Source organism: Pseudomonas viridiflava, assembly GCF_900602065.1.
Lineage (GTDB): Bacteria > Pseudomonadota > Gammaproteobacteria > Pseudomonadales > Pseudomonadaceae > Aquipseudomonas.
The window spans coordinates 536214-560699 of sequence record NZ_UWFN01000285.1; the positions used below are offsets into that span (position 1 = coordinate 536214).

19 protein-coding genes are annotated in these 24486 nt (G+C 57.4%); 12 read left to right on the forward strand and 7 right to left on the reverse strand.

Going from position 1 to position 24486, the window contains the following annotated elements:
• The first annotated feature begins 95 nt into the window (after positions 1 to 95).
• On the forward strand, positions 96 to 2324 hold the full coding sequence (locus EE949_RS20780) for a bifunctional diguanylate cyclase/phosphodiesterase (RefSeq protein WP_122665995.1): 2229 nt from the start codon (positions 96 to 98) through the stop codon (positions 2322 to 2324).
• Between the two features lie 367 nt (positions 2325 to 2691).
• Positions 2692 to 4761 (forward strand): hypothetical protein, encoded by a 2070-nt coding sequence (locus EE949_RS20785; RefSeq protein WP_430735985.1) that lies wholly within the window; start codon positions 2692 to 2694, stop codon positions 4759 to 4761.
• 298 nt (positions 4762 to 5059) lie between these two features.
• Here EE949_RS20785 and EE949_RS20790 read toward each other — a convergent pair whose 3' ends face one another.
• Positions 5060 to 5365, reverse strand: a complete 306-nt coding sequence (locus tag EE949_RS20790; protein ID WP_122665997.1) for a DUF2288 domain-containing protein — start codon at positions 5363 to 5365, stop codon at positions 5060 to 5062.
• A 326-nt stretch (positions 5366 to 5691) separates the two neighbouring features.
• Here EE949_RS20790 and EE949_RS20795 point away from each other — a divergent pair, with 326 nt between their 5' ends.
• From EE949_RS20795 to EE949_RS20815, 5 genes are all read left to right on the forward strand, one after another.
• Positions 5692 to 6816: a branched-chain amino acid ABC transporter substrate-binding protein gene (locus EE949_RS20795; RefSeq protein WP_122665998.1), complete on the forward strand. Its 1125-nt coding sequence runs from the start codon at positions 5692 to 5694 to the stop codon at positions 6814 to 6816.
• Between the two features lie 208 nt (positions 6817 to 7024).
• On the forward strand, positions 7025 to 7948 hold the full coding sequence (gene livH, locus EE949_RS20800; protein WP_122665999.1) for a high-affinity branched-chain amino acid ABC transporter permease LivH: 924 nt from the start codon (positions 7025 to 7027) through the stop codon (positions 7946 to 7948).
• Complete coding sequence (locus tag EE949_RS20805; RefSeq protein ID WP_122666000.1) at positions 7945 to 9198, forward strand: high-affinity branched-chain amino acid ABC transporter permease LivM; 1254 nt, start codon at positions 7945 to 7947, stop codon at positions 9196 to 9198. Before livH ends, EE949_RS20805 begins: the two co-directional genes overlap by 4 nt.
• A complete protein-coding gene (gene livG, locus EE949_RS20810; protein WP_122666001.1) occupies positions 9195 to 9962 on the forward strand; it encodes a high-affinity branched-chain amino acid ABC transporter ATP-binding protein LivG in 768 nt (255 codons plus the stop codon). The genes EE949_RS20805 and livG overlap by 4 nt, the downstream gene beginning before the upstream one ends.
• Entirely contained in the window at positions 9963 to 10664 is a 702-nt protein-coding gene (locus tag EE949_RS20815; protein ID WP_122666002.1) for an ABC transporter ATP-binding protein, read from the forward strand.
• A gap of 230 nt (positions 10665 to 10894) precedes the next feature.
• Here the strand turns inward: EE949_RS20815 and EE949_RS20820 are convergent, their stop codons facing one another.
• Positions 10895 to 11818, reverse strand: a complete 924-nt coding sequence (locus EE949_RS20820) for a LysR family transcriptional regulator (RefSeq protein WP_122666003.1) — start codon at positions 11816 to 11818, stop codon at positions 10895 to 10897.
• Between the two features lie 110 nt (positions 11819 to 11928).
• Here EE949_RS20820 and EE949_RS20825 point away from each other — a divergent pair, with 110 nt between their 5' ends.
• From EE949_RS20825 to nhaA, 4 genes are all read left to right on the forward strand, one after another.
• The gene (locus EE949_RS20825; protein WP_122666004.1) at positions 11929 to 12528 is read left to right on the forward strand and encodes a short chain dehydrogenase; all 600 of its coding nucleotides are present in this window, start codon (positions 11929 to 11931) and stop codon (positions 12526 to 12528) included.
• 61 nt (positions 12529 to 12589) lie between these two features.
• Positions 12590 to 13270 carry a COG3650 family protein gene (locus EE949_RS20830; RefSeq protein WP_122666005.1) on the forward strand — a complete coding sequence of 227 codons (681 nt, stop codon included), beginning with the start codon at positions 12590 to 12592 and terminating at the stop codon, positions 13268 to 13270.
• Positions 13271 to 14349: 1079 nt separating this feature from the next.
• Positions 14350 to 15960, forward strand: coding sequence for an NAD(P)/FAD-dependent oxidoreductase (locus EE949_RS20835; RefSeq protein ID WP_122666006.1), 1611 nt, complete (start codon positions 14350 to 14352; stop codon positions 15958 to 15960).
• Between the two features lie 196 nt (positions 15961 to 16156).
• On the forward strand, positions 16157 to 17338 hold the full coding sequence (nhaA, locus tag EE949_RS20840; protein WP_122666140.1) for a Na+/H+ antiporter NhaA: 1182 nt from the start codon (positions 16157 to 16159) through the stop codon (positions 17336 to 17338).
• Positions 17339 to 17509: 171 nt separating this feature from the next.
• On the opposite strand, the gene EE949_RS20845 is transcribed toward nhaA, so the two are convergent.
• The 5 genes from EE949_RS20845 to dinG all read right to left on the reverse strand — a co-directional run bounded on the left by EE949_RS20845 (position 17510) and on the right by dinG (position 23639).
• Positions 17510 to 17971, reverse strand: a complete 462-nt coding sequence (locus EE949_RS20845) for a glycine zipper 2TM domain-containing protein (RefSeq protein WP_122666007.1) — start codon at positions 17969 to 17971, stop codon at positions 17510 to 17512.
• A gap of 159 nt (positions 17972 to 18130) precedes the next feature.
• Positions 18131 to 18778: a pyridoxamine 5'-phosphate oxidase gene (gene pdxH, locus EE949_RS20850; protein ID WP_122666008.1), complete on the reverse strand. Its 648-nt coding sequence runs from the start codon at positions 18776 to 18778 to the stop codon at positions 18131 to 18133.
• Positions 18779 to 18847: 69 nt separating this feature from the next.
• Positions 18848 to 19942, reverse strand: a complete 1095-nt coding sequence (locus EE949_RS20855; protein WP_122666009.1) for an OmpA family protein — start codon at positions 19940 to 19942, stop codon at positions 18848 to 18850.
• A gap of 153 nt (positions 19943 to 20095) precedes the next feature.
• Positions 20096 to 21244, reverse strand: coding sequence for a serine hydrolase domain-containing protein (locus tag EE949_RS20860; RefSeq protein WP_122666010.1), 1149 nt, complete (start codon positions 21242 to 21244; stop codon positions 20096 to 20098).
• A 250-nt stretch (positions 21245 to 21494) separates the two neighbouring features.
• Complete coding sequence (gene dinG / locus EE949_RS20865) at positions 21495 to 23639, reverse strand: ATP-dependent DNA helicase DinG (RefSeq protein ID WP_122666011.1); 2145 nt, start codon at positions 23637 to 23639, stop codon at positions 21495 to 21497.
• Positions 23640 to 23784: 145 nt separating this feature from the next.
• Here dinG and EE949_RS20870 point away from each other — a divergent pair, with 145 nt between their 5' ends.
• On the forward strand, positions 23785 to 24249 hold the full coding sequence (locus tag EE949_RS20870; RefSeq protein ID WP_122666012.1) for a CopD family protein: 465 nt from the start codon (positions 23785 to 23787) through the stop codon (positions 24247 to 24249).
• Positions 24250 to 24486 lie beyond the last annotated feature (237 nt).

The following is a 24486-nucleotide window of genomic DNA, read 5'->3' on the forward strand; positions in this document are numbered from 1 at the left end:
TGCTATTGGCACGCTTGTATCAACTCCTATACTGACAGCGACTCGCCACCACTTTGGACGCTGGCGACCCTGGCATTGAATATATGGGGCCCGCTATGGAATGGCTTGGTTTGTATCTGATGTCCGGGCAATCCCACGACGGGATGCTGCTGCTGGACTGTACCCACAACCTGTTTCTCATGGCGCTATCGTTCGGCGTCATTTCAGCGGCATGCCTGGCGACGCTGGATATCGGCGAACGCATCATCCATTCAGAAAATCACCAAAGTCGGCAGCGCTGGCAAGTGCTCGGTGCCCTGTGCCTCGCGGGTGGAGCATGGGCTATGCACTTCATTGGCATGCTCGCCTTTGAAACACCGATGAAGGTCAGCTACGACCTGCCCACTACAATCGCCTCCCTGTTTATCGCAGCTATTGCAGGCGCGTTCGCGATCAAAGCCATCAGCCAGGAAATACTCGGGCCAGGCCAATGGCTGCTCAGCGCAATCGGCATCGGTCTCGGCGTGGTCGTCATGCACTACGTTGGCATGTCGGCATTACGCTCGTCCGCCATTCAGTACTACCAGCCCGGCCCGTTCGGGCTCTCAATACTGATGTCCGTTCTCTGTGGTGCCGTATTCCTGTTGATGCCCGGCTATTTGCGGCAAGGCAGTGGCACCTTCCACCAAATGCTCAAGTACGGCGCCAGCATGCTGCTGGGTGCAGGCTTGCTGGGCACCCACATGATTGGCATGTGGTCGCTGAATCTGGTGATTCCGGACAATGTGCCACTCGAATCGGCGGCACCGGAAAACGCAATGCAGCTCGGATTGACCATCGCAATCATTGCCCTGCTGATCATCGCAGGCAGCCTGAGCGCCTCAGTGGCCGACAAGAAACTGCAAAGCAAAGAGCACGACTTGCGCCGCGTCAACGCCCTACTTAGCCAACTGGATCAGGCGCGAATGTCCCTGCAGCAAGTTGCGCATTACGACCCGCTGACCAATCTGCTCAACCGGCGCGGTTTCAATCAGACCTTCGCCGAGAAACTGAGCGAGCACGGCGCCAACGGCGGCATGCTCGCCGTAATGTTTCTCGACATCGACCACTTCAAGCGCATCAACGACAGCTTGGGCCATGACGCTGGCGATGACCTGCTCAAAGCGATTGCCGAGCGGATTCGCAGCGCGACCCGAGGCGACGACGTGGTGTCCCGGTTCGGCGGCGATGAATTCTGCATTCTCATCGGCCTGCATAACTATGAAGAAGCCGAGCAACTGGCCGGGCGTGTCATGCAGAAGATGAAGGAGCCCATCGCCCTGGCCGGACGGCACATGGTCATGACGACCAGTATCGGCATCAGCGTCTTCCCGCAGGACGGCCAGACCTGCGATGAACTGCTCAAGCACGCTGACCTGGCGCTCTACCAGTCAAAAGGCAACGGCCGCAACCGGCTGCACTTTTTCAGCCCCAACCTCAAGACCAAGGCCAGCCTGGAGCTGCAACTGGAAGAGGAACTGCGCAACGCGCTGCTGGAAGAAAACGGCCTGCAGGTCTATTACCAGCCAATCGTCGACCTCAGGACCGGGCACGTGGCCAAGCTGGAGGCGCTGGTGCGCTGGCAGCACCCGCAACATGGCTTATTGACCCCGGATCGCTTTATTGAAATAGCGGAAACCAACGGCTTGATTGCCGACCTGGATAACTGGGTGTTGCGACGCGCCTGCCAGGATCTGGGCTGCCTGAGCGGCAATGGCCTGGAAGACCTGATCATCGCGGTCAATTGCTCGGCGCTGAACCTGACTCGCGATAACCTGATCGACGACATTCAGCGCGCCTTGAGGCAAGCCAATGTTCCCGCCCGGCGGCTGGAGCTGGAAGTCACCGAAAACGCCCTGATGGGCAACATCAGTAACACCATCGGCCTGCTCAAACAGATTCGCTGCCTGGGTGTTTCGCTTTCCATTGACGACTTCGGTACCGGCTATTCATCGCTGGCCTATCTCAAACGCCTGCCTCTGGACACGGTCAAGATTGATCGCTCATTCATCGTCGACATTCCGGGGTCCGCCCAGGACATGGAGATCGTTCAGGCGATCATCGTCATGGCCCATACCTTGCGTCTGAAAGTTGTCACCGAGGGCGTGGAGACCGCGCAACAGAAGGAGTTTCTCAGCAAGTACAACTCCGACTACATTCAGGGTTATCTGATCAGCAGGCCGCAACCTCTGGAGCAACTATTGCCGCTGGTGCAGAAGCTCAATCAGCGTAAGACAGCCCTCGCCGCCAAGACCATCGCACACGCCCCCGCACCGGAAAAATGGAGCCATGGGCCTGTGGGCTGAAACCAGCGCACGGGGCCACGACAGCAAATCAGAGCGGCGGTTCAACCGGCACTCTGAAAATCATTAAAGATTTGTGCGCGCCCGCCGATTCATTGGCTGGACCAGACAGAAAGTGCCCTTCTCATGCATAGGGGTTCCCCCTATCGCCGCAGAAAATAGCGCACTGTAAAGTCGTAATTTCTCTTTCCGTGATGGCGCGATGACAGCCACTGTATCGCTGCCTCCCTCAGGCAAATGGCGCACGATGACCAATAAAAATGATTCTGCTGGTGCGATATCCGGACCATTGAATGCAGCCGTTGCCGAGAAGGCCGCTGGCCTCCCCAGCACCTACTATCGACCCAAGCCGATCCCCGCCCAGCAGTACATGTATTTCACCGAAACCGACACCGACCGCATCCTGGATAACCTCGATGGTCTGCGCGATACCGTCTTCCCGCAATCCATTCACATCGAAGATAACGTCCTGCGCAGCGAGCAGCAGTTCCCGTCTGTGTGCCTGATCGGTCTGGGTCGCTGCGGTTCGAACATTGCTCTGGACGTAGCCGAACTGGTCTACAACGCCCGCAAGTTCTACCTCAATCAGTTCGAAAACGAAGACCGTCTGAGCGAAGACAAACGCTACAGCCCCGGTCGCTGGATCCGCAACAACCTGCGACTGGTGCAGAACAAGGCGAGCAAGCCTGTGTTCCTGGTCGAGCCACTGGTCATGCTCGGTGACCTGGATAAGGACATTGCCGGTCGTATCCGCTTTTCCCGCAAAGGTGAGAAAAGCGGCTTCATCAACGACTACAGCAAGATGAAAATCATGGACCTCTCCGAAGTCCATGCCGGTGGTGCGGGCAACGCCCCGATCCTCGGCCAGTATCTGGCCAAGATCATCCTGAACAAGGACACCAACCACTTCTCCAGCACTGACTGGAAGCTGATCCACTCATACCTGATCGACTCGTGCGGCATCAAGGCCAACCAGTCACGCCTGTATTTCTACATCTTCAGTGCAGGCGGCGGTACCGGTTCGGGCATGGCCTCGGAGTTCGGTCTGGCGCAGCAGTTCTCGTACATGAACAAGACTTTCGACACCAAGCCGACTGACGAAAACGACAGTAAGCGTGGCCGGTCCTTTGTGTTCGAGCCAATCTTCACCAGCGGCATTTGCGTGCTGCCAAACATTTCCGATCATCGCAGTGAAATGTCTGAAGCCCTGCATATCAACGCCGGACGCTTGCTGTGCAAGTACCTGTCTGAAGAATGGGACTTCTCGTACAACTTCGAGAACGAAGACAGCAGCGAAGCCAGCGTGATGGGCCGTATCCGCCCGTGGAACGCCATGATGCTGATCTCCAACGACATCATGCGTTACGCCGAAGCCAGTGATGACGGCAACATCGAGAACATTGACGTGAACGCCATGGAGCGCCACGCCAACCAGTACATCTCGCAGCAGATCTTCAACATTCTCACTGCCCAGGCGGTGACGACTGACTACGATCAGAACTACTTCCGGCGTGCAGGCATCGACATCGGCGAGACTATCCGCCTGGATGCCAACGACCTGTTCATGAGTCTGGCCGGCCCGGTAGCAATTGCTTACGCCGAATCCGTGGTGCCGGAAAGCCCGGTTCCCGGCTCGGACAAGTTCAAGGTGTTCGAGAAAGAGCCGCCACGCCTGAACATCGACGATCTGTTCTTCCGCTCCATTGACCTGCCGCACTTCAACAAAGTGACTCAGGCCATTGAAGGCATCAGCCTGCTGCCGATCGAATCCAAGCGCTATCGCGCCGCACTCGATCAATACAAGACCTCTGGCTACGATGCCGCGGCCCTGCATGACCTGCACTTCTTCAAGAACTGCTCATCAGTGGTGTCCATCGTCTCGCTGCCAAAGGACTACAAGCTGTCCTACATGGACCTCAATCGTCTGAAGACGCACCTGAACAGCCTGTTCCCGAACACGACGCTCAAGCGTTACGCCCTGGTAATCGGCGCGTCGGCCAACCTTTCGCTGACCACCCTGATCGCGAAAAGCCCGTGTTTGTCGGATGACTTCCTGACCTTGATCGTCGCCTTCATCAAACGCTGCTTCGCGAAAAACCAGTACCGTTTCGATGACACGCTGGACAACGCGATTCTGGATTTCATCATCAGCGAAGAGTTCGATGAAGAACGCATTGATGAATTGCTGAACGAATACGAAAACCCGGCCAAAATCCTCGATACCAACTGGTATGCAATCAAGCCGATGTACGAGAAGAAATATCGCGAGTTGATTGAAGACAAATCCAAGTTTGTCTCCATCAACGACATCCGCATTTCCCGCGAAAGCGTGAAGAAGGCGGTTAAATACCTGCGCGAGATTTACCGTCATCGCATCGGCAAGACTCGGGTTATTTCACTGAATCAGCACACAGGCAAGACGGATTACAGCGTTAAGTAACGCCAGCGACTTGCGAATCAGCACCGTTCCCACAGGCTGGCCACGATCTCAGGCCCATGATCAACCTGTGGGACCGGATTTATTCGGGAAGGCGGTGCTTCAATCGATACAACGGCTGCGAATGTACTGGCCCCTTCGCGAATAAATTCGCTTCCACAGGGAATTGAGCCAAGAGACCAGACATAAAATCTCCAATAGATTCTGCGCAACGCTATGTGAGATTTCGCTACCCCAGCCCCCGCTCAGTTACCAGACTTCCCACCTCAACCTCGCAATTCGCACCAAAAAAGACCACGAACTAAGCGGGCGCCCTGTCCTGGACCAATACCCAAGGTGCCACTACGACTGCCCACAGCACCGGATCGCGCTCCACAAGCTCTAGCGCCTTGGCTTCAGCCACCTTGCCGACCTGTCCGCTAGCGAGCCATGCGCTGACCTTATCGGCTTCGTTCTGGGCAACGGCCTGCGCGACGTCAATCAAATCCAGCGACGGCTCGACCCACAACAGGGCACCGCGGGCAAAGAACGGTTGCAGCTCCGTCCAGGTAATAGATGCCGTCTCACCGAGCAATTTGGCATAGAGGGTGCTTGGTTCTTCACTCATGGGTTTCACCGAAAAGAAAATCGACGCGAATAATAGCGCCGAGTTGGCTCGAGACAAACCCAGATACAAGTAATTGATTGCAGGGAAGATCAGTAAAAGCAGGGGTTTAGAGGTCGATTCGACAGGTCGAACCGCATGATTCTGTATCTTTCTTTCAATTAAGCGACATCGATCGTTTTTGCCCCCCGCGGCTAGCTATTCAAGCTAATGACCGGCGCTCTAAACTGTTCCGGTACAGTTTGCCGGGGGTATGATCGGTGTTTAAAATCCGGTCCCGCTGCCTAGGCATCAGGATTATAAAAATTAAAACACAAGAGTGGAGCATCATGACTAAGGGTACCAAGAAGCTTTCCAAGCTGTTTGCCGCATTGGTTATGGCGGGGGTTGCCAGCCATTCGTTCGCAGCAGACACCATCAAGATCGGCATCGCAGGTCCAAAGACCGGCCCGGTCGCTGAATACGGCACCATGCAGTTCAACGGCGCCAAAATGGCCATCGAACAGATCAATGCCAAAGGCGGCGTCAACGGCAAGATGCTCGAAGCCGTTGAATACGATGACGTATGCGAACCCAAGCAAGCCGTTGCAGTGGCCAACAAAGTGGTCAACGACAACGTCAAGTTCGTGATCGGTCACCTGTGCTCCAGCTCCGCTCAGCCTGCATCCGACGTCTATGAAGACGAAGGCATCATCATGGTTACCCCGGCCGCTACCAGCCCGGAAATCACCGCTCGCGGATACAAAATGGTGTTCCGCACCATCGGTCTGGACAGCGCTCAAGGCCCGGCCGCAGGCAACTATATTGCCGACGTGGTCAAGCCTAAAACCGTTGCGGTCATTCACGACAAGCAGCAGTACGGTGAAGGCATTGCATCGGCGGTGAAAACCACTCTTGAAGGCAAGGGCGTGAAAGTCGCCGTCTTCGAGGGCATCAACCCGGGCGACAAAGACTTCTCCTCGCTGATCGCCAAACTCAAGCAAGCCAATGTTGATTTCGTGTACTACGGCGGCTACCACCCGGAACTGGGTCAGATCCTGCGTCAGTCCAAGGAAAAAGGCCTGAAAGCCCGCTTCATGGGTCCTGAAGGCGTCGGCAACGACTCGATCTCGCAAATCGCTGGCGATGCTTCCGAAGGCCTGCTGGTGACCCTGCCGAAATCCTTCGACCAGGATCCGGCCAACCAGGCGCTGACCAAGGCATTCCAGGACAAGAAACAGGACCCGAGCGGCCCGTTCGTCTACCCGTCCTACTCTGCCGTTCAGGTCGTGGCTGACGGTATCGCTGCCGCGAAGTCCGAAGACACCGACAAGGTGGCAGCCGCCATCCATGCCGGCACGTTCAAGACGCCAATGGGCGAACTGAGCTACGACGCCAAGGGCGACCTGAAGAACTTCCAGTTCGTGGTCTACGAGTGGCACTTCGGCAAGCCGAAAACCGAAGCCACCAAGTAAGCTGCTTGCGTTGACACCGAAGCCCACTGCATCTGCAGTGGGCTTTGTTTTACGAATGAAGGTCCCGTCCCGTGATCCGGCGATGTGACCTCCTGAAAATCTTAAAACCGTTACCAGCGGTTCGTTGGCGCGCCATCGGCAACGCATCAGAGAATGCGAGCCCTGCGCAGGCCAGAGCATGCAGAACAGGTTTTTAGGAGCGCGGTAAATGCCCGAGTTATTCCACTACATGCAACAACTGGTCAATGGCCTGACCATTGGCAGTACGTATGCATTAATCGCCATCGGCTACACGATGGTGTACGGCATCATCGGAATGATCAACTTCGCCCACGGCGAGGTTTACATGATTGGTTCCTATGTTGCCTTCATGGCCCTGGCCGGTCTGGCCATGATGGGTATCCACAGCCTGCCGCTGTTAATGATCGTGGCCTTTGCCGCGACGATCATCGTCACCAGCGCCTACGGGTACAGCATTGAGCGCCTCGCGTACCGTCCATTGCGTAACAGCAATCGTCTGATTCCACTGATTTCTGCAATCGGCATGTCGATCTTTCTGCAGAACGCAGTCCAGCTATCCCAGGGCTCTGGCAACTTTGCCATTCCCAACCTGCTCCCCGGCAGCTTCTCCTTCGGCCCTGGCGGTGCAGAAGAAGTCCTCATCTCTTACATGCAGGTGGTGGTATTTGTCGTCACCTTGCTGGCGATGACCGGCCTGACCCTGTTCATTTCCCGTTCGCGAATGGGCCGCGCCTGCCGCGCCTGCGCCGAGGACATGAAGATGGCCAATCTGTTGGGCATCAACACAAACACCATCATCGCCCTGACCTTCGTTGTCGGCGCAGCGTTGGCGGCCATCGCTGCGGTGCTGTTGAGCATGCAATACGGCGTGATCAACCCGAGCGCAGGTTTCCTGGTAGGCCTCAAGGCATTTACTGCTGCCGTTCTGGGCGGTATCGGCTCGATTCCGGGCGCCATGTTAGGTGGCCTGGTGCTGGGTGTCGCAGAAGCCTTCGGCGCCGATATCTTCGGCGATCAATACAAGGACGTCGTGGCCTTTGGTCTTCTGGTGCTCGTGCTGCTGTTCCGGCCGACCGGTATTCTGGGCCGTCCAGAGGTTGAGAAAGTATGAGCAAGTCTCTCAAACAGGCGCTGTTCAGCGCCGCGCTGGTGTGGGCTGTTGCCTATCCGGTGCTGGGCCTGAAACTGGCCTTTTCCGGCGTCACGCTGCAAGTGCAGAACGCCAGCCCGCTGACCCTGACCATCATCGCTCTCTGCTCGGTATTGATGTTCTTGCGTGTGCTTTTTGCGGAAAAAATCAGCGGCATGCGCAGCGGTACACGCAAGCCACTGGTCTCGCAAAAAACCAGTGATTTCCTGACTCAGCCAAAAACCCAGCGCTGGGGCCTGATAGCCCTGATTGTGCTGGCATTCATCTGGCCATTCTTTGGCTCGCGCGGCGCCGTGGACATTGCCACGTTGATCCTGATCTACGTCATGCTGGGCCTGGGCCTGAACATCGTGGTTGGCCTGGCGGGCCTGCTGGACCTGGGCTACGTCGGTTTCTATGCTGTTGGCGCCTACGGCTACGCCCTGCTCTCGCACTATTTTGGCCTGAGCTTCTGGGAGGCCCTGCCATTGACCGGCTTGCTGGCAGCGCTTTTCGGCTTCCTGCTGGGCTTCCCGGTATTGCGTCTGCGCGGCGACTATCTGGCGATCGTCACTTTGGGCTTTGGCGAAATCATCCGGATTTTCCTGCGCAACATGACGGATATCACCGGCGGCCCCAACGGCATCAGCAATATCGATAAGCCGACGCTGTTCGGCCTGAGCTTCGAGCGCCGTGCAGCTGAGGGTGCGCAAACCTTCCACCAATATTTCGGACTGGACTACAACCCGATCAGCAAGGTGATCTTCCTTTACCTGATTGCTCTGCTGCTGGCACTGGCGGCTCTGTTCGTTATCAATCGCTTGTTGCGTATGCCTATAGGCCGAGCCTGGGAAGCTCTGCGCGAAGACGAAATTGCCTGTCGTGCGCTGGGCCTGAATCCGACCGTCATCAAGCTGTCGGCGTTTACTCTGGGTGCCTCGTTCGCTGGCTTCGCTGGCAGTTTCTTCGCCGCTCGCCAAGGTCTGGTAACGCCTGAGTCATTCACGTTCATCGAGTCGGCGATTATCCTCGCCATCGTCGTACTGGGTGGCATGGGTTCCCAACTGGGGGTAATCCTGGCCGCTATCGTGATGATTCTGCTCCCTGAATTGATGCGTGAATTCAGCGATTACCGCATGTTGATGTTCGGCGCCCTGATGGTGCTGATGATGATCTGGCGTCCTCAAGGTTTCCTGCCGATGCAACGCCCACACATGGAGTTGCGCAAATGAGCCGCCCCATTCTTGAAGTCAGCGGCCTGAGCATGCGTTTTGGCGGGTTGCTGGCGGTCAATGGCGTAGGCCTGACCGTCAACGAAAAACAAGTCGTGTCGATGATCGGCCCCAACGGCGCAGGCAAGACCACGGTATTCAACTGCCTGACCGGTTTCTACAAGCCTACGGCCGGCACGATCCTGTTGGACGGCGAGCCGATTCAAGGTCTGGCCGGTCATCAGATCGCCCGCAAAGGCGTGGTGCGGACCTTTCAGAACGTGCGTCTGTTCAAGGAAATGACGGCTCTGGAAAACCTGTTGGTTGCCCAGCACCGTCACCTGAACACCAACTTCCTGTCCGGCCTGTTCCGCACTCCGGCGTTCCGCCGCAGTGAGCAAGAGGCAATGGAGTATGCCGCGCACTGGCTGGAAGCGGTCAACCTCAAGGAGTTCGCCAACCGGACCGCAGGCACTCTGGCCTACGGTCAGCAACGCCGACTGGAAATCGCCCGCTGCATGATGACCCGACCGCGCATCCTGATGCTCGACGAGCCTGCTGCGGGCCTTAACCCGAAGGAAACCGAAGATCTCAAAGCGTTGATCGGCGTGCTGCGTAACGAACACAACGCCACCGTGCTGCTGATCGAGCACGACATGAAGCTGGTCATGAGCATTTCCGACCACATCGTGGTGATCAACCAGGGCACACCGCTGGCTGACGGCACGCCGGAACAGATCCGTGACAATCCTGAAGTGATCAAAGCCTACCTGGGGGAAGCGTAAATGCTGCAATTCGAAAACGTTTCCACCTTCTACGGCAAGATCCAGGCCCTGCACAGCATCAACATTGATGTGCGCCAAGGCGAAATCGTGACGCTGATCGGTGCCAACGGCGCCGGTAAGTCCACGCTGTTGATGACCCTGTGCGGCTCACCACGTGCCCATAGCGGCAGCATTCGTTATATGGGCGAAGAACTGGTCGGTCTGGACTCCTCGGTGATCATGCGTAAAAGCATCGCCGTAGTACCTGAAGGCCGTCGGGTGTTTGCCCGTCTGACGGTGGAAGAGAACCTCGCCATGGGCGGTTTCTTCACGGAGAAAGGTGATTATCAGGAGCAGATGGATAAAGTCCTGCACCTGTTCCCACGCCTGAAGGAACGCTTCAACCAACGCGGCGGCACTATGTCCGGCGGTGAACAGCAAATGCTCGCTATTGGCCGTGCGCTGATGAGCAAGCCCAAGCTGCTGTTGCTGGACGAACCCTCGCTGGGCTTGGCACCGATCATCATTCAGCAGATTTTCGAGATCGTCGAACAACTGCGTCGTGATGGCGTAACGGTGTTTCTGGTTGAGCAGAACGCCAACCAGGCACTGAAGATTGCTGATCGTGCCTATGTACTGGAAAACGGTCGCGTGGTCATGCAGGGCACGGGTGAAGAGTTGCTGGTCGACCCGAAAGTGCGTGATGCCTACTTGGGTGGTTGATTCATCGCAGCAATTAAAAAACGGCCTTCGGGCCGTTTTTTTATTGCTGCGATGCATCACATTAAACTCTGGACTTGTGGGAGCGAATTTATTCGCGAAGGCAGTATTTCAGTCAATACATCTGCTGCGGATGTACCGGCCCCTTCGCGAATAAATTCGCTCCCACGGGAATTGGTTCGACATAAAAACTCCCACAGGGTCCAGCCTTCCAATTCATGCGGCAGCCCCCTTCAGCTATCCCCCACCCCCAACCGCTCCAGCGCCGCGCTGCTGCGTTGAAACCAGCCCAACAAATAATCAGCCAGCACCTGCATGCGCCTGGGCAACTCCCCCTCATACGGATGGACCAGAAACAGCGGCGAGATACTGGTCTGGTAATCGCGGAACAGCCAGTGCAGCCGACCATCGTTGATCTCGGCATGCACCATGTATGACGGCAATCGAGCGATGCCGGCACCGACCAACGCTGCCTTTTTCAGCAACCCGTAATGATTACTGGCAAACGTACCGTTGACCTGAACCCGGGTCAGTTCGTGGCTCTGATGGTAAAGCCATTCGTTGCGGCCACTGTAATGACTGTTGAGCAGACAGCTATGGCCGAGCAGTTCATGAGGTGCTTTCGGCTGGCCGTGCAATTGCAGGTAAGCACTGCTGGCACAGGTGAGCTCCTGCATCGCCAGCAACGGTTTGGCGACCAGCCGCTCGTCACTTGCGACATGGGAGCGAATAGCCAGGTCGAAGCCATCCCGGCGCAGGTCACGAAAGGCGTTATTGAGTTCAAGCTCGACTTTTACTTGCGGGTACTGGGCAGAAAATTCCATCAACAAGCCTTCAAAAAATGTTTCCCCCAGAGACACGGGTGCCGTAACACGCACTTGCCCCACCATGTCATCACGCATCAACTCAACGATATTACGAGCCCGCTCCATGCTTGCGAGCAGCTGCTGCCCTTGAGGTAGCAAGGCTGCACCGGCCGACGTCAGACTCAGGCTGCGCGTGCTGCGATGCAAAAGCATCACCCCGTAGCCCTGCTCCAGCTGACTGATTCGTTTGGACAAGTAACCTTTGCTGCAGCCAAGGCGTGCGGCCGCAGACGTAAAACTGCCTGCATCGATCAAAACCGCAAAAGCCGCGAGGTCATCAATTTCACTCACTATTGTTTCCCTATGAGAACCAAAGGTTGCCTATTGGCACTCTTATCGACCACAAATAGCCACCTTACACTGCCCACTCAACACCCTTGAGCACTCCATGGAGCAGTGACATGAAAATTCTACTGATTGGTGCAAACGGTACTGTGGGATCGGCAATTGCCCATGAACTGAGCCAGCGTCACGAAATCGTACGCGCAGGTCGTAACAGTGGAGAGGAGCATGTGGATATTAGTGATAGCGCCTCGATCCGCAAACTATTCGAACGGATAGGCCGTTTCGATGCATTGGTCTGCGCTGCCGGTAATGTGAAGTTCGCACCACTGGCCGAAATGAGCGAAAGCGACTTCGCTCTTGGCTTGCAGGACAAACTGATGGGGCAGGTCAACCTGCTGCTGATCGGTCGCGAATTTGCCAACGATGGTGCGTCTTTCACGTTCACCACCGGCGTCCTCAGCCATGACCCGATCCGCTCAGGCGCTTCGGCCAGCCTGGTCAATGGTGCTATCGACGCTTTCGTCCGCGCTGCGGCTATAGAATTGCCACGCGGCATGCGAGTCAACTCGGTAAGCCCTAACGTTCTGGTCGAAGCCATGGACAGTTACGCGCCCTATTTCCGGGGCTTCAAGCCTGTTCCTGCGGCAGATGTGGCGCTAGCCTACGCAAAAAGTGTCGAGGGACTGCAAACGGGTCAGACGTATCACGTTGGTTGATGCCTCTTGTGATGGGGCGACAGGCTGAGTAACGTGGCGACACTTGCCTGGAGACCACTCAATGTTTGCTGTTCGTACCGCTCTGATCGTTGCTCTGTTACCCCTGTTCGCTGGATGCCAGATGCTGGGCTCTCAATCCGGTTCAGCCCCTGTCTCTAAGGCTAACTGGATTCGCATGCAGGGCAATCTGACCGGTGAAGGCGGCAAGCTGATGTTTCAGCCGTGCAATGAGCAGCGTCGCTACGTGGTCAAGGACGGCGGCAGCACCGGTATCCTGCAAGAAGCGACATCCCTGGCTGACAGTTCCGGCAAGGTTTTCGCCGACCTGCGCGGGGTGTTCGTTGCCAGTAATGCAGCCAACAGCGACGGCCAGCTCGACCTGCGTCAGGTCTACCGTGTCGAACGTGCAGGCCAGGCCTGTGAAGATCCCAACTTCAAGCGCCTGACCCTGCACGTCAACGGTAACAAACCGGCATGGAACGTTAACGTCAGTGGTAAAGGCATGGTCATTGAGCGTCTGGGCAAAGACTCCATCGCCGTGCCTTATGTGGAAGAACAGCTACCAGACGGCCGTTTCAGCGTCAGTAGTGAGGCCAACGGCAACAAGATGGAGCTCTGGGTTGCGCCGCAGCGCTGTGTCGATAGCGTGGATGGCTCGGTGCAGCATTTGACCGCTGAGTTGCGTATCAACGGTGAGACAGCGCGGGGTTGCGGGTATTACGGCGGGTCGCGGGATGATTGATCCCGGTTGAGTTAATACTCGAGGATTACCGCTCCCGTATCGCGGAATAGGTATGTGCACAACTTTTCCATGCTGGGGTTTTTGCGTACATATCCATTGCTGCGTTATGGCTGATATTGGTTGCGCTTTTACAGCGCGTCACTTTTGAACAGCCCAAAAGTAACCAAAAGGCATTTACCCCACCACTCGGCACCTCGCTGTCGCTCGGTGTACCCGCTCGCTGATCCTGAACCGTGGGCCGCCGCAATGGGCCATCCATGGCCCGGTGCGGCTAACCCGGCATCCTTGCCGGGTTGCCCACGGTTCAGAATCTGCGTTCGGCCAGCGTGGTTTAACGGGGCGCCTCAGATCAAAATCAAAAGCGCGGTGGCCTGACAGCCGACCTGATTGTGTGAACTTGCTACCTTCGCTCCGGCTAGCAATGACCTTGTGGGAGCGGTGCTTGCCCGCGATTCAGGCGCTGCGGTACGTCAGATATACCGCGTAATCGTTCATCGCGGGCAAGCACCGCTCCCACATAAAACCGCGTGTATCCAGGCCCTGCTTTTGATCTGCTTTTGATCTGCTTTTGATCTGCTTTTGATCTGCTTTTGATCTGCTTTTGATCTGCTTTTGATCTGCTTTTGATCTGCTTTTGATTTTGATCTTAAGCGCTCCGTTAAACCACGCCGGCCGTAATCCGATATTGCTGCGTGGGGCAAACCGGCAGGGATGCCGGTTTAGCCGCCTCAGGCCATGGATGGCCGGTGGCGGCGGCCCCACGCAGCAATGTCGGATTACGGGCATGCCGAGCCTAGGCGAGGCACCAAGTGGTGGGGCATGAGCGTTTTGCTTACTTTTGTCTGGGCCGGCTTCCGGCTTCACAAAAGTGAGGCGCTGTAAAAGCGCAACCAATATCAAACATCACCGCGGTAATGGATATATACGCAAAAATCACCGCATAAATGTGTTCCCCCCCTAATAGCGTAACCATCAAACTCAGACAACCCACCACCCCGCCGCCCCTCAATGTGTCTTATAATCCCCGGTTCTTGTAGCGCTGTCGGGCTGATCCTGCGGCCCGGAAACTGGATCCTTTCATGTTACGAATCACCGAACTCAAGCTGCCGATCGATCATCCGGACGAAGACCTGCGTCCAGCCCTTTTGCAGCGCTTGGGCATCACCAGCGATGAACTGCTGGAATTCACCCTTTTCAAGCGCAGCTACGATGCGCGCAAAAAGTCTTCCGAGCTGTGCTTCATCTACACCATCGACTTCCAGGTGCAGGATGAAGCGGCTCTGCTGTCGCGTCTGGCCGATGATCGTCACGTCAACCCGGCACCGGACATCAGCTACAAAATCGTCGGCCACGCGCCTGAAGGCCTGACCGAGCGTCCGGTGGTCGTCGGCTTCGGCCCTTGCGGGATTTTCGCGGGTCTGCTGCTGGCACAGATGGGCTTCAAGCCGATCATCCTTGAGCGTGGCAAGGAAGTCCGGCAGCGCACCAAAGACACCTGGGGCCTGTGGCGCAAGAACGTGCTGAACCCGGAGTCCAACGTGCAGTTCGGCGAAGGCGGCGCAGGAACATTCTCCGACGGCAAGCTCTACAGCCAGATCAAGGACCCGAAATTCCACGGTCGCAAGGTCCTGAACGAGTTCGTCAAAGCCGGCGCACCTGAAGAGATCCTTTACGTCAGCAAACCGCACATCGGTACGTTCCGGCTAACCGGCGTCGTGGAAAACATGCGTCACCAGATCGAAGCGCTGGGTGGTGAAGTCCGCTTCGAGCAACGCGTGACTGACGTGCTGATCGACAATGGCCAGCTGCAAGGGGTCGTCGTTGACGGTGGCGAACGCATCGAGTCGCGCCATGTGATCATGGCGCTGGGGCACAGCGCCCGTGACACATTCCGCATGCTCCATGGTCGTGGCGTTTACATGGAGGCCAAGCCGTTCTCTGTGGGCTTCCGTATCGAACACCCGCAATCACTGATCGATCGTGCTCGCCTGGGCAAGTACGCCGGGCATCCAAAGCTGGGTGCCGCCGATTACAAGCTGGTGCATCACGCGAAGAACGGGCGCTCGGTGTACAGCTTCTGCATGTGCCCGGGCGGCACCGTAGTCGCCGCGACGTCGGAGCCCAATCGCGTTGTCACCAACGGCATGAGTCAGTACTCGCGAAACGAGCGTAATGCCAACTCCGGGATCGTGGTCGGTATTACTCCGGAAGACTATCCGGGTGGCCCGCTGGCGGGCATCGAACTGCAGGAGCGTCTGGAATCCCACGCCTACCTTATGGGCGGCAGCACCTATGAAGCACCTGCACAGCTGGTAGGCGACTTCATCGCTGGCAAAGCATCGCAGGAGCTGGGCAGCGTCGAACCGTCTTACAAGCCTGGGGTCAAGCTGGTGGATCTGGCGGACGCCCTGCCCGCTTACGCCATCGAGGCGATTCGCGAAGCACTGCCAGCATTCGACAAGCAGATCAAAGGCTTTGCCCTGCATGATGCCGTACTGACCGGGATCGAAACCCGCACCTCCGCGCCGCTGCGCATCACCCGTGATGAGACGATGCAAAGCCTGAACGTCAAAGGTCTGTTTCCGGCCGGTGAAGGTGCAGGTTATGCCGGCGGCATTCTCTCCGCAGGAGTCGATGGAATCCGAATCGCGGAAGCGTTGGCAAGAAGCATGCTGGGTATCGAAGCCTGAACAAAGCTGTAATTTCAGACGATTCCTACAACATAAAAAGCGCATTCCCACCAGTAAAAGCGCACCAACTGACAGACCTGGAAACACTCTAAATCGGCCGTCCCGCTTATAACAAAAACGAATATAACTTTTGTTTTAACAGCGGGAAGTCCGGGTTAGGGTGTCGCTCCTTTTCTGCTGGATGGGAGCGCAAACCTTGCCTCTGCGTATCACGGTCACTCGTTTTTTTCAGCTCGAAGCAGCAGGTGGTCTGCTATTGATCGCGGCCGCTGCCCTGGCGCTGATCATCAATAACTCGCCGCTGTCCTGGGTCTATAACGCCTTCCTTGATGTGCCCGTCGTGGCACAGATCGGTGCTGTCAAAATCGCCAAACCGCTATTGCTGTGGATCAACGACGGCATGATGGCGCTGTTCTTCCTGCTGATAGGTCTGGAGGTCAAACGGGAGGTTCTGGAGGGCCATCTTTCACGCCCCTCGCAAATCATTTTGCCAGGTACCGCAGCCATTGGCGGCATGGTGATCCCGGCGCTGGTCTTCTGGGCACTGAACAAGGGCGACGCCGCCGCCATGAGTGGCTGGGCGATCCCCATGGCTACTGACATTGCTTTCGCACTGGGCGTTCTCGCACTGTTGGGCAAGCGTGTTCCGGTTTCACTCAAACTGTTTCTGATGACGCTGGCGATTATCGATGACCTGGGAGCAATCATCGTCATTGCGCTGTTCTATTCGGGCGAGCTTTCCAACCTGTCGCTGATACTGGCAGGATCCTCAATCGTGGCGCTGATTGCGATGAATCGGCTGGGCGTGCGCAAGCTGGGCCCTTATCTGCTGATTGGGCTGTTGCTGTGGGTCTGCGTACTCAAAAGTGGTGTTCACGCAACGCTGGCTGGCGTGGTACTTGCGTTCTGCATCCCGTTGCGCACCGCTGACCACGACTCGTCCCCCCTATTGTCGCTGGAGCACGCCCTGCATCCATGGGTCGCATACGGGATTCTTCCATTGTTTGCGTTCGCTAACGCAGGCGTGTCGCTCAGCGGCGTCACGCTGGAGAGCTTCACCCATCACGTCCCTATGGGTATCGCAGCAGGCTTGTTAGTGGGCAAGACAGTCGGTGTTTTCGGCCTGACCTGGCTGGCGATCAAAATTGGCATCGCAAAACTGCCCGGCGGCGCGAACTGGGGTCAAGTGCTGGGGGTTTCGATCCTGTGCGGTATCGGTTTCACCATGAGCCTGTTCGTCGGCTCACTGGCTTACATACCGGGCAGCAGCGAATACGCCGGGGTTGATCGCATGGGGATTTTGACCGGCTCGATACTCGCCGCCTTTATCGGTTATGCCGTCATGGCGATCAGCAGTCGGAAAAGTGCAGCCCTTTGAATTGAAATTCTGTAGGAGCTGCCGAAAGCTGCGATTACGGTATGCAGGATAAATGCATCGCAGCCTTCGGCAGCTCCTACAAAGAATGTGATTGCTGTGACAGCCACAAAAAACCCGATCACAAGGATCGGGTTTTTATGTTTCAAGACGCTACAAGCGTCCTGCAATCACTCAATGAGAGACGCGACTGGTGCCGTTCACAGTCATGATACGAACGCGCTCGCCAACCCGGAAAATCTCATTTTCCTGAACTTGCTGCACGTAAGCACGCATGGTGCCATCGTCTTCACGTACGGTGATTTCCACACCCTGAGTACGGGTCAAACCTTCTTCAGTAGCCGACCCCAGCAAGCCACCGGCTACAGCACCGATGACAGCAGCGACGATGCTGCCACGGCCACCGCCAATGGCGCTACCGCCAACACCGCCCACGATTGCGCCTGCGCCTGCGCCGATAGGCGTCTTGCTGCCTTCGATCTTGACTGGACGCAGAGATTCGATGGTACCCAAACGAACGGTCTGCACGGTACGCGCCTCGTCACGGGAATAGGAATCACCGGTCAGGTTCGACATACAGCCACTGAGGGTCAGCGCCATGGCAGTGAACGTGGCCAGCAGAACAGACTTACGCATAAAGGTATCTCCAGAAGAACATGCAGCCATTAGACTCCGCGCCATCAGCGCTGTCACCTGCCGCTCTTCGCTAATTTGTTTTCATTCAGGCGGTATACAGCACCGGCTGCCGTAACCGTAAGACGGGTAGGCAACCGAATAATTCAAACAAACTGAGGGTCAGGGAGCGAGGCGCTCTCGCGACCAGTGCGTGTCCACCCAGCGATAATTCAGGCGGTCATGCAAACGACTCGGACGCCCCTGCCAGAACTCGATGCGCTCCGGCAACAGCCGGTAGCCACCCCAATGTTCAGGACAGTGCGGCAGAGTATCGATGAAGCGCTGTTCGGTGTCTTTGATCATGCCTTCAAGCTCGGCGCGATCAGCGATCACCTGGCTCTGGGGAGAGGCCCACGCACCAAGCCGGCTGCCCAGCGGACGCACCTGGAAATAGGCATCGGACTCTTCGGGGGTGACTTTGACCACTCGCCCCTCAATGCGTACCTGACGTTCCAGAGTGGGCCAGAAGAACGTCATTGCCGCAAACGGACGTGCGGCCAGTTGCTGGCCTTTGGCACTGTCGTAGTTGGTAAAGAACGTGAAGCCCTCAGCATCCAGCCCTTTCAACAACAGGATTCGACAATGAGGGCGACCCTGCTCGTCGACCGTCGCGAGGGTCATCGCATTGGCCTCGACGGGTGCCTGCTCGGTTTTCACCGCCTCGGCGAACCACTGATGAAATAGCGCAAACGGTTCATCGGGTGCCTGCGCTTCGGTCAAACCATCGCGGGCATAGTCACGGCGCATATCGGCCAGAGACTGGGTCATGACGTCTTTCCTTGATTGAAGAAAACCGTCGCCTGACACCACGCCCTGAGGCGCGGGTCAGCGCGTGTTTCAGTTACTCGCCTGATCAGTCGCCGCAGGCTTCTTCTTCACCGCGGCTTTGGCAGGAGCGGCCTTGGCGGGCGTCGCCTTTTTAGCGGGGGCGGCTTTTTTGGCGGCAGGTTTGCTCGCCGCGGCTTTCTTGGCCGGTGCCGCTTTGGCTGGCGCGGGAGCGACTGCTGGCGCAGGTTTGACGTCCTGGGCGGCAACCATTGTCGGCGTTGGCGGCAAGGCGTACTTGCTCATGAGCGCGAGCATGGTGTTTTCCGGCGTCATGACAATTTCAACGCGGCGGTTCAGCTTGCGGCCTTCAGCGCTGTCATTGGCTGCACGCGGCATTACCGCACCCATGCCCCGCAGGCTGAGACGATTACGCTCAAGACCACTGAGGCGGAAAATGGCAGCGACCGACTGGGCACGCTCCTGGCTGATTTTCTGATTCGCCGGAGCAGCGCCGGTGGTATCTGCGTGACCCAATACCAGCACGGCGGTTTTCGGATCGGCTTCAACCAGCTTGGCCAGACGCGTAATAGGACCCAACGTCACGGGCAGCAACATCGCCGGACGATCCGGGTTGAATGAGCTGTCTACCGGAGCGGTAATCACAAGAACATCTTCACGACGCTCCAGTTCGAACGGGCTGTCCTTGATCGCCAGACGCAGGCGCGGCTCGTAGTCATCCAGCCAGGCTTGAGTCACCTTGGGATCGACCTTGGGCACAGCCTTGGCTTCTTCCTTCTTCTCGCCACCGAACGGCCACCACCACTTGCTATCGGTTTCGGACTTGGCGATCAGCGGCGCAACGCTTTTCTCTGCCGGTTTGGCGGCAGCTTCAGCCTTTGGTTCCGCGCTGTCACTGGACGCAAACGGCCAGTACCAATGAGTGCCGCTCTCGGCCTTCGCTACCGGCGCCGCAGGCTTGGCCTCAGGGGTTGGAGCTTTCGCAGGGGCTTTGGCCGGAGCTTGTACAGGTGCTGCGTCGGCAACCTTGTCGGAGCCGAATGACCACCAGTGGCTCCCAGCGTCGGCAGCATCGTTTTTAGGCGTTTGTGCACAGCCGGTCACGGCGAGACACAGGGCGATTGCGAGGCTTTTATTGGATGACATGAATGACCCACAAAAAATAGTAAACAGACAATGAACTTGGCAGTGCCCATATAACACGCATAAACCGGCTGTTGGAAAAGGAAACCGTCGCACGGTTCCTGTTCCGGGGTATTAACTGACAGTCGGTATTAAACAAGCACTTATGACGACAACTTAGCGCAAACACTCACCTAGCACTCGCACCAGCTTCTGGGCGCGAGGATCCATCAGCACATAAGGCCCGAGCGTATTTGTCACAAAGCCGAATGCAACGTCGTGATCAGGGTCAGCAAAACCAATGGATCCACCGGCGCCAGGATGGCCAAACGCTTTCGGGCCCAGGCCATAGGTGGCATTGGGAACATCGGGCTGATCAAGCATGCAACCCAGACCGAAGCGCGTCTGAGTCAACAGGGTCTTGTCCTGACCCACACTGTGCTCGCGGGTCAGCTCATTGAGCAGCTCGGGCTCCAGCAGGCTGCCATCGAGCAAGCCGTTGTAGAAACCGGCGAGACTGCGAGCGTTTCCGTGGCCATTGGCAGCAGGCTGCTGCATGCGCCGCCACTCAGGCTTGTTGGTACTGGTCATGATCGACGGCGGGTTGGTAAACGCCCGGGCGGTCATTGAAGTCGGTTCGCGCAGGGTGGTCTGCAGCAGACGCTGCGCAGATTCATCGCCAGCGTTGCCTTTGCTGCGAGCGATATGCGCAACGCGGTAAAACTCTTCGTCAGCCAGGCCAACATGGAAATCCAGGCTCAGCGGCCGGGAAATCCGCGCCGCAATGGCTTCGCCCGGCCCGCGTCCATCGGCGCGACGTAACACTTCGCCAACCAACCAGCCGTAAGTAATCGCTGCATAACCATGGCCCTGCCCAGGCGTCCACCAGGGTTGCTCAGCGGCCAGCGCATCGGTCATGGCCGTCCAGTCATAAAGCGCCTCAGCGGGCAGCATGTGGCGCAGCGCGGGAAGACCCGCCTGATGACACAACAACTGGCGCAGGGTGATTGTGCTTTTACCTGCCTCGGCAAATTCAGGCCACAAGCGGGCGACGGGCTCGTCGAGTTTCAGCTTGCCCTCACCGACCAGTTGCAGCGCAGTGACCGCAGCAAAGGGCTTGGTGCAGGAAAACAGGTTGGCGATGGTATCGCTATGCCAGGCCTCTGCGCCGTCCTTGTCCGCCGTGCCAGCCCAGAGGTCGATGACCGTTTCGCCACCGACCTGAATGCACAGCGCTGCGCCACGCTCCTGAGTGTCTTCGAAGAGCGCCGCGAAAGCTTCGCGCACGGCCTCAAATTTAAGCTCGAAATGACCCTGAATCTGCACCCGCTGGCTCCCGGACTGGCTGATCAAAAAATGGTGTGCATTGTTTCAGCGATTGAGGTTTATGAACAGATGGTGGGTGGTCAGCCACGCTGCCCCGACACATCGCGATCATGCGGTAAACATCTGATCTGTAGGAGCTGCCGAAGGCTACGAAGCATTTTCTCCTGACATGCCGCCCTCGCAGCCTTCGGCAGCTCCTACAGAGTGTGAGTTCATATGGAAGCGATGGCGCAGGAGGCGCGAACTTGAATCAGGATATCTCCCGCCTGAAAGGCGGTAGCGCGTTGAGAATCGCCTTGCCATAACGCTGCGTCACCACGCGCCGATCCAGCAGCGTGATGGTGCCGCGATCCTCTTCGGTACGCAGCAACCGACCGCATGCCTGCACCAGCCGCAATGAAGCATCTGGTACAGCGATTTCCATGAACGGGTTACCGCCACGGGCCTCGATCCACTCAGCCAGTGCTGCTTCGACGGGATCGTCCGGCACGGCAAAAGGAATCTTGGCGATCACCACATGCTCGCAATACGCGCCGGGCAAATCGACACCTTCAGCAAAGCTGGCCAGCCCGAACAGCACGCTGGAGTCACCGCCGTCGACCCGGGCCTTGTGCTTGTTGAGGGTTTCCTGCTTGGACAGGTTGCCCTGAATAAATACCTGCTTGCGCCAGTCACGCTCCAGTCCGTCAAAGACGTCCTGCATCTGTTTACGCGAAGAAAACAGCACCAGAGTGCCCCGCGAGCCTTCGACCAGACTTGGCAACTCGCGGATGATCGCGGCAGTATGCGCCACGGAATCACGCGGATCGGCCTTGAGGTCAGGTACGCGCAGCACACCGGCATCAGCGTGATGAAACGGACTGGGCACTACCGCCGTGACAGCAACCTTGGGCAAACCGGCACGCATACGGAAGCGATCGAATTTCCCCAGCGCGGTCAGCGTCGCGGAAGTCACCAGCGCACCGTAAGCCACGTTCCAGAGATTACGGCGCAGCATTTCTGCGGCCAGGATCGGGCTGGCATTCACCTCAATATCAAACAACGCACCGCTGTCGGCCAGGGTCAGCCAGCGCGCCATGGGCGGGCTGTCTTCCGGGTCTTCCGCAGTGAAGGCTGTCCACAGCTCCCAGTTGCCGTGGGCGCGGGCCAGCAAACTGCCAAACAATGGATACCACTCTTCGGCCTGATGGCTGGCAATGCCGATGTTGACCTCGCCATCCATACCCTCTTTGAGCAAATCGGCCAGGCGAGTGAACAGATCATCGAGCCGGGCAAAGCCCTTTTTCAGCTCGATACCCATTTCACGAATATGCTCGGGTACTACGCCGCCAATGAACCGATGCCGTGGACGCTCGCGCCCCTGCATGTCTTCACCGGCGCGGAAATCAGCCAGTTGTTCGCAAGCGCTGAACATGAATTGCTGCTGCGCCTTGATTTCGCGCGCCAGTTCCGGCACTTGCTCGATCAATTTCCCCAGGTCACCCGGCAAGGGATGCTGAGCCAACAATTTGGCCAGGTTCTTGGCGGTCTGTTCTAGCCAGTCAGCCGTAGAACGAAGTCGCGTGTAATGTGCGAAATGGCCGATGGCCTTGTCAGGCAAGTGGTGTCCTTCGTCGAACACATACAAAGTGTCACGCGGATCGGGCAATACTGCACCGCCACCCAAGGCCAGATCCGCCAGCACCATGTCGTGGTTCGTCACGATCACGTCGACTTTTCCCATGCCTTCGCGGGCTTTATAGAACGCGCATTGCTGAAAGTTCGGACAATGTCGATTTGTGCACTGGCTGTGATCGGTGGTCAGCCGTGCCCAATCCTGATCTTCGAGTGCCTGGGGCCAACTGTCGCGGTCGCCGTCCCACTTATTACCGGCAAGCTTCTCGATCATGCTGGTGAACAGTTTCTGACTGGCCTCATCGACCTCGATCTTGAAGCCTTCTTCTTCGAAAAGCTGCGCAGTGGCGTTGGTGGCGTCACCTTCCTGGAGCAGCATGTCGAGCTTGGACAGGCACATATAGCGGCCCCGGCCCTTGGCCAGGGAGAACGTGAAGTTCAGCCCGCTGTTGCGCATCAGGTCAGGCAGATCCTTGTGGACGATCTGCTCTTGCAGGGCAACGGTTGCCGTGGCGATCACCAGACGCTTGCCCGCCAGTTTGGCGGTCGGGATCGCTGCAATGGCGTAAGCCACGGTCTTGCCGGTACCGGTGCCCGCTTCTACTGCGACAACGGCAGGGTCACTGGTGCGACGGCCTTCTTCATCGGTGTCGATATCGCCCAGCACTTTGGCGACCTCGGCGATCATCAGACGCTGGCCATAGCGCGGCTTGAGGCTCTTGGCTTCGAGGAAACGCGAGTAGGCGCCCTGAATCTGGGATTTGAGTTCGTTGCTGATCATGGGTTCGGTCGTTGGCTCGGGGCGCTACACAGACTGTACAGGCTTGGGTAAAAATTAAAGCGCAAAATGCTGGATATATCTTCAGTAGTTCCAGCAGGCGGCTATCATACCCCGCAAATTCCATCCGCGCAGAACGGAGTACCTGATGACACCTTTTTCCCTCGTCTACACCCTGCATGTTTTGGCCGCACTGGTATGGGTTGGCGGCATGTTTTTCGCCTGGATGGTCTTGCGACCAGCGGTCGTCAGCGCATTGCCGGGTCCACAGCGACTGAAATTGTGGCTGGAAGTGTTCCCACGCTTTTTTGTCTGGGTCTGGGCTGTGGTGGTGGTCTTGCCGATTACTGGCGTCGGGATGATCCAGTTGCAGTTCGTCAGCTTCGAAACCGCGCCGCGCTACGTGCAGGTGATGATGGGGCTCTATGTCGTGATGACCGCACTGTTCATTCGCATCCAGTCGCTGCAACTGCCGGAACTGCGCAAGGCGGTAGAAGCTGAACAATGGGCTGAAGGTGCTGCAGCCTTGGGCCGGATTCGCCGACTGGTGGGGATCAACTTGCTGGTCGGGTTAGCGGTGGTCGCTATCGCGGCGGCCAGACCCCATTTCTAACGTGCCCTACCTGAACCCCATGACACGGCCCTATTCGGCAGGATCTGCCCCGGTATCCAGGGCACAGCGCTGCCTTGTCACAAACACTGGACCTGTGGGACCGGATTCATCCGGGAAGAGGCCAGCACATCCGCCGCATCATCAGCGTCTGAAATGCAGCCTTCCCGGATGAATCCGGTCCCACAGGGTTTTGCCTGGATTCAGATAATTTAGTGTTGTGTGATAAGTGCGAACTTG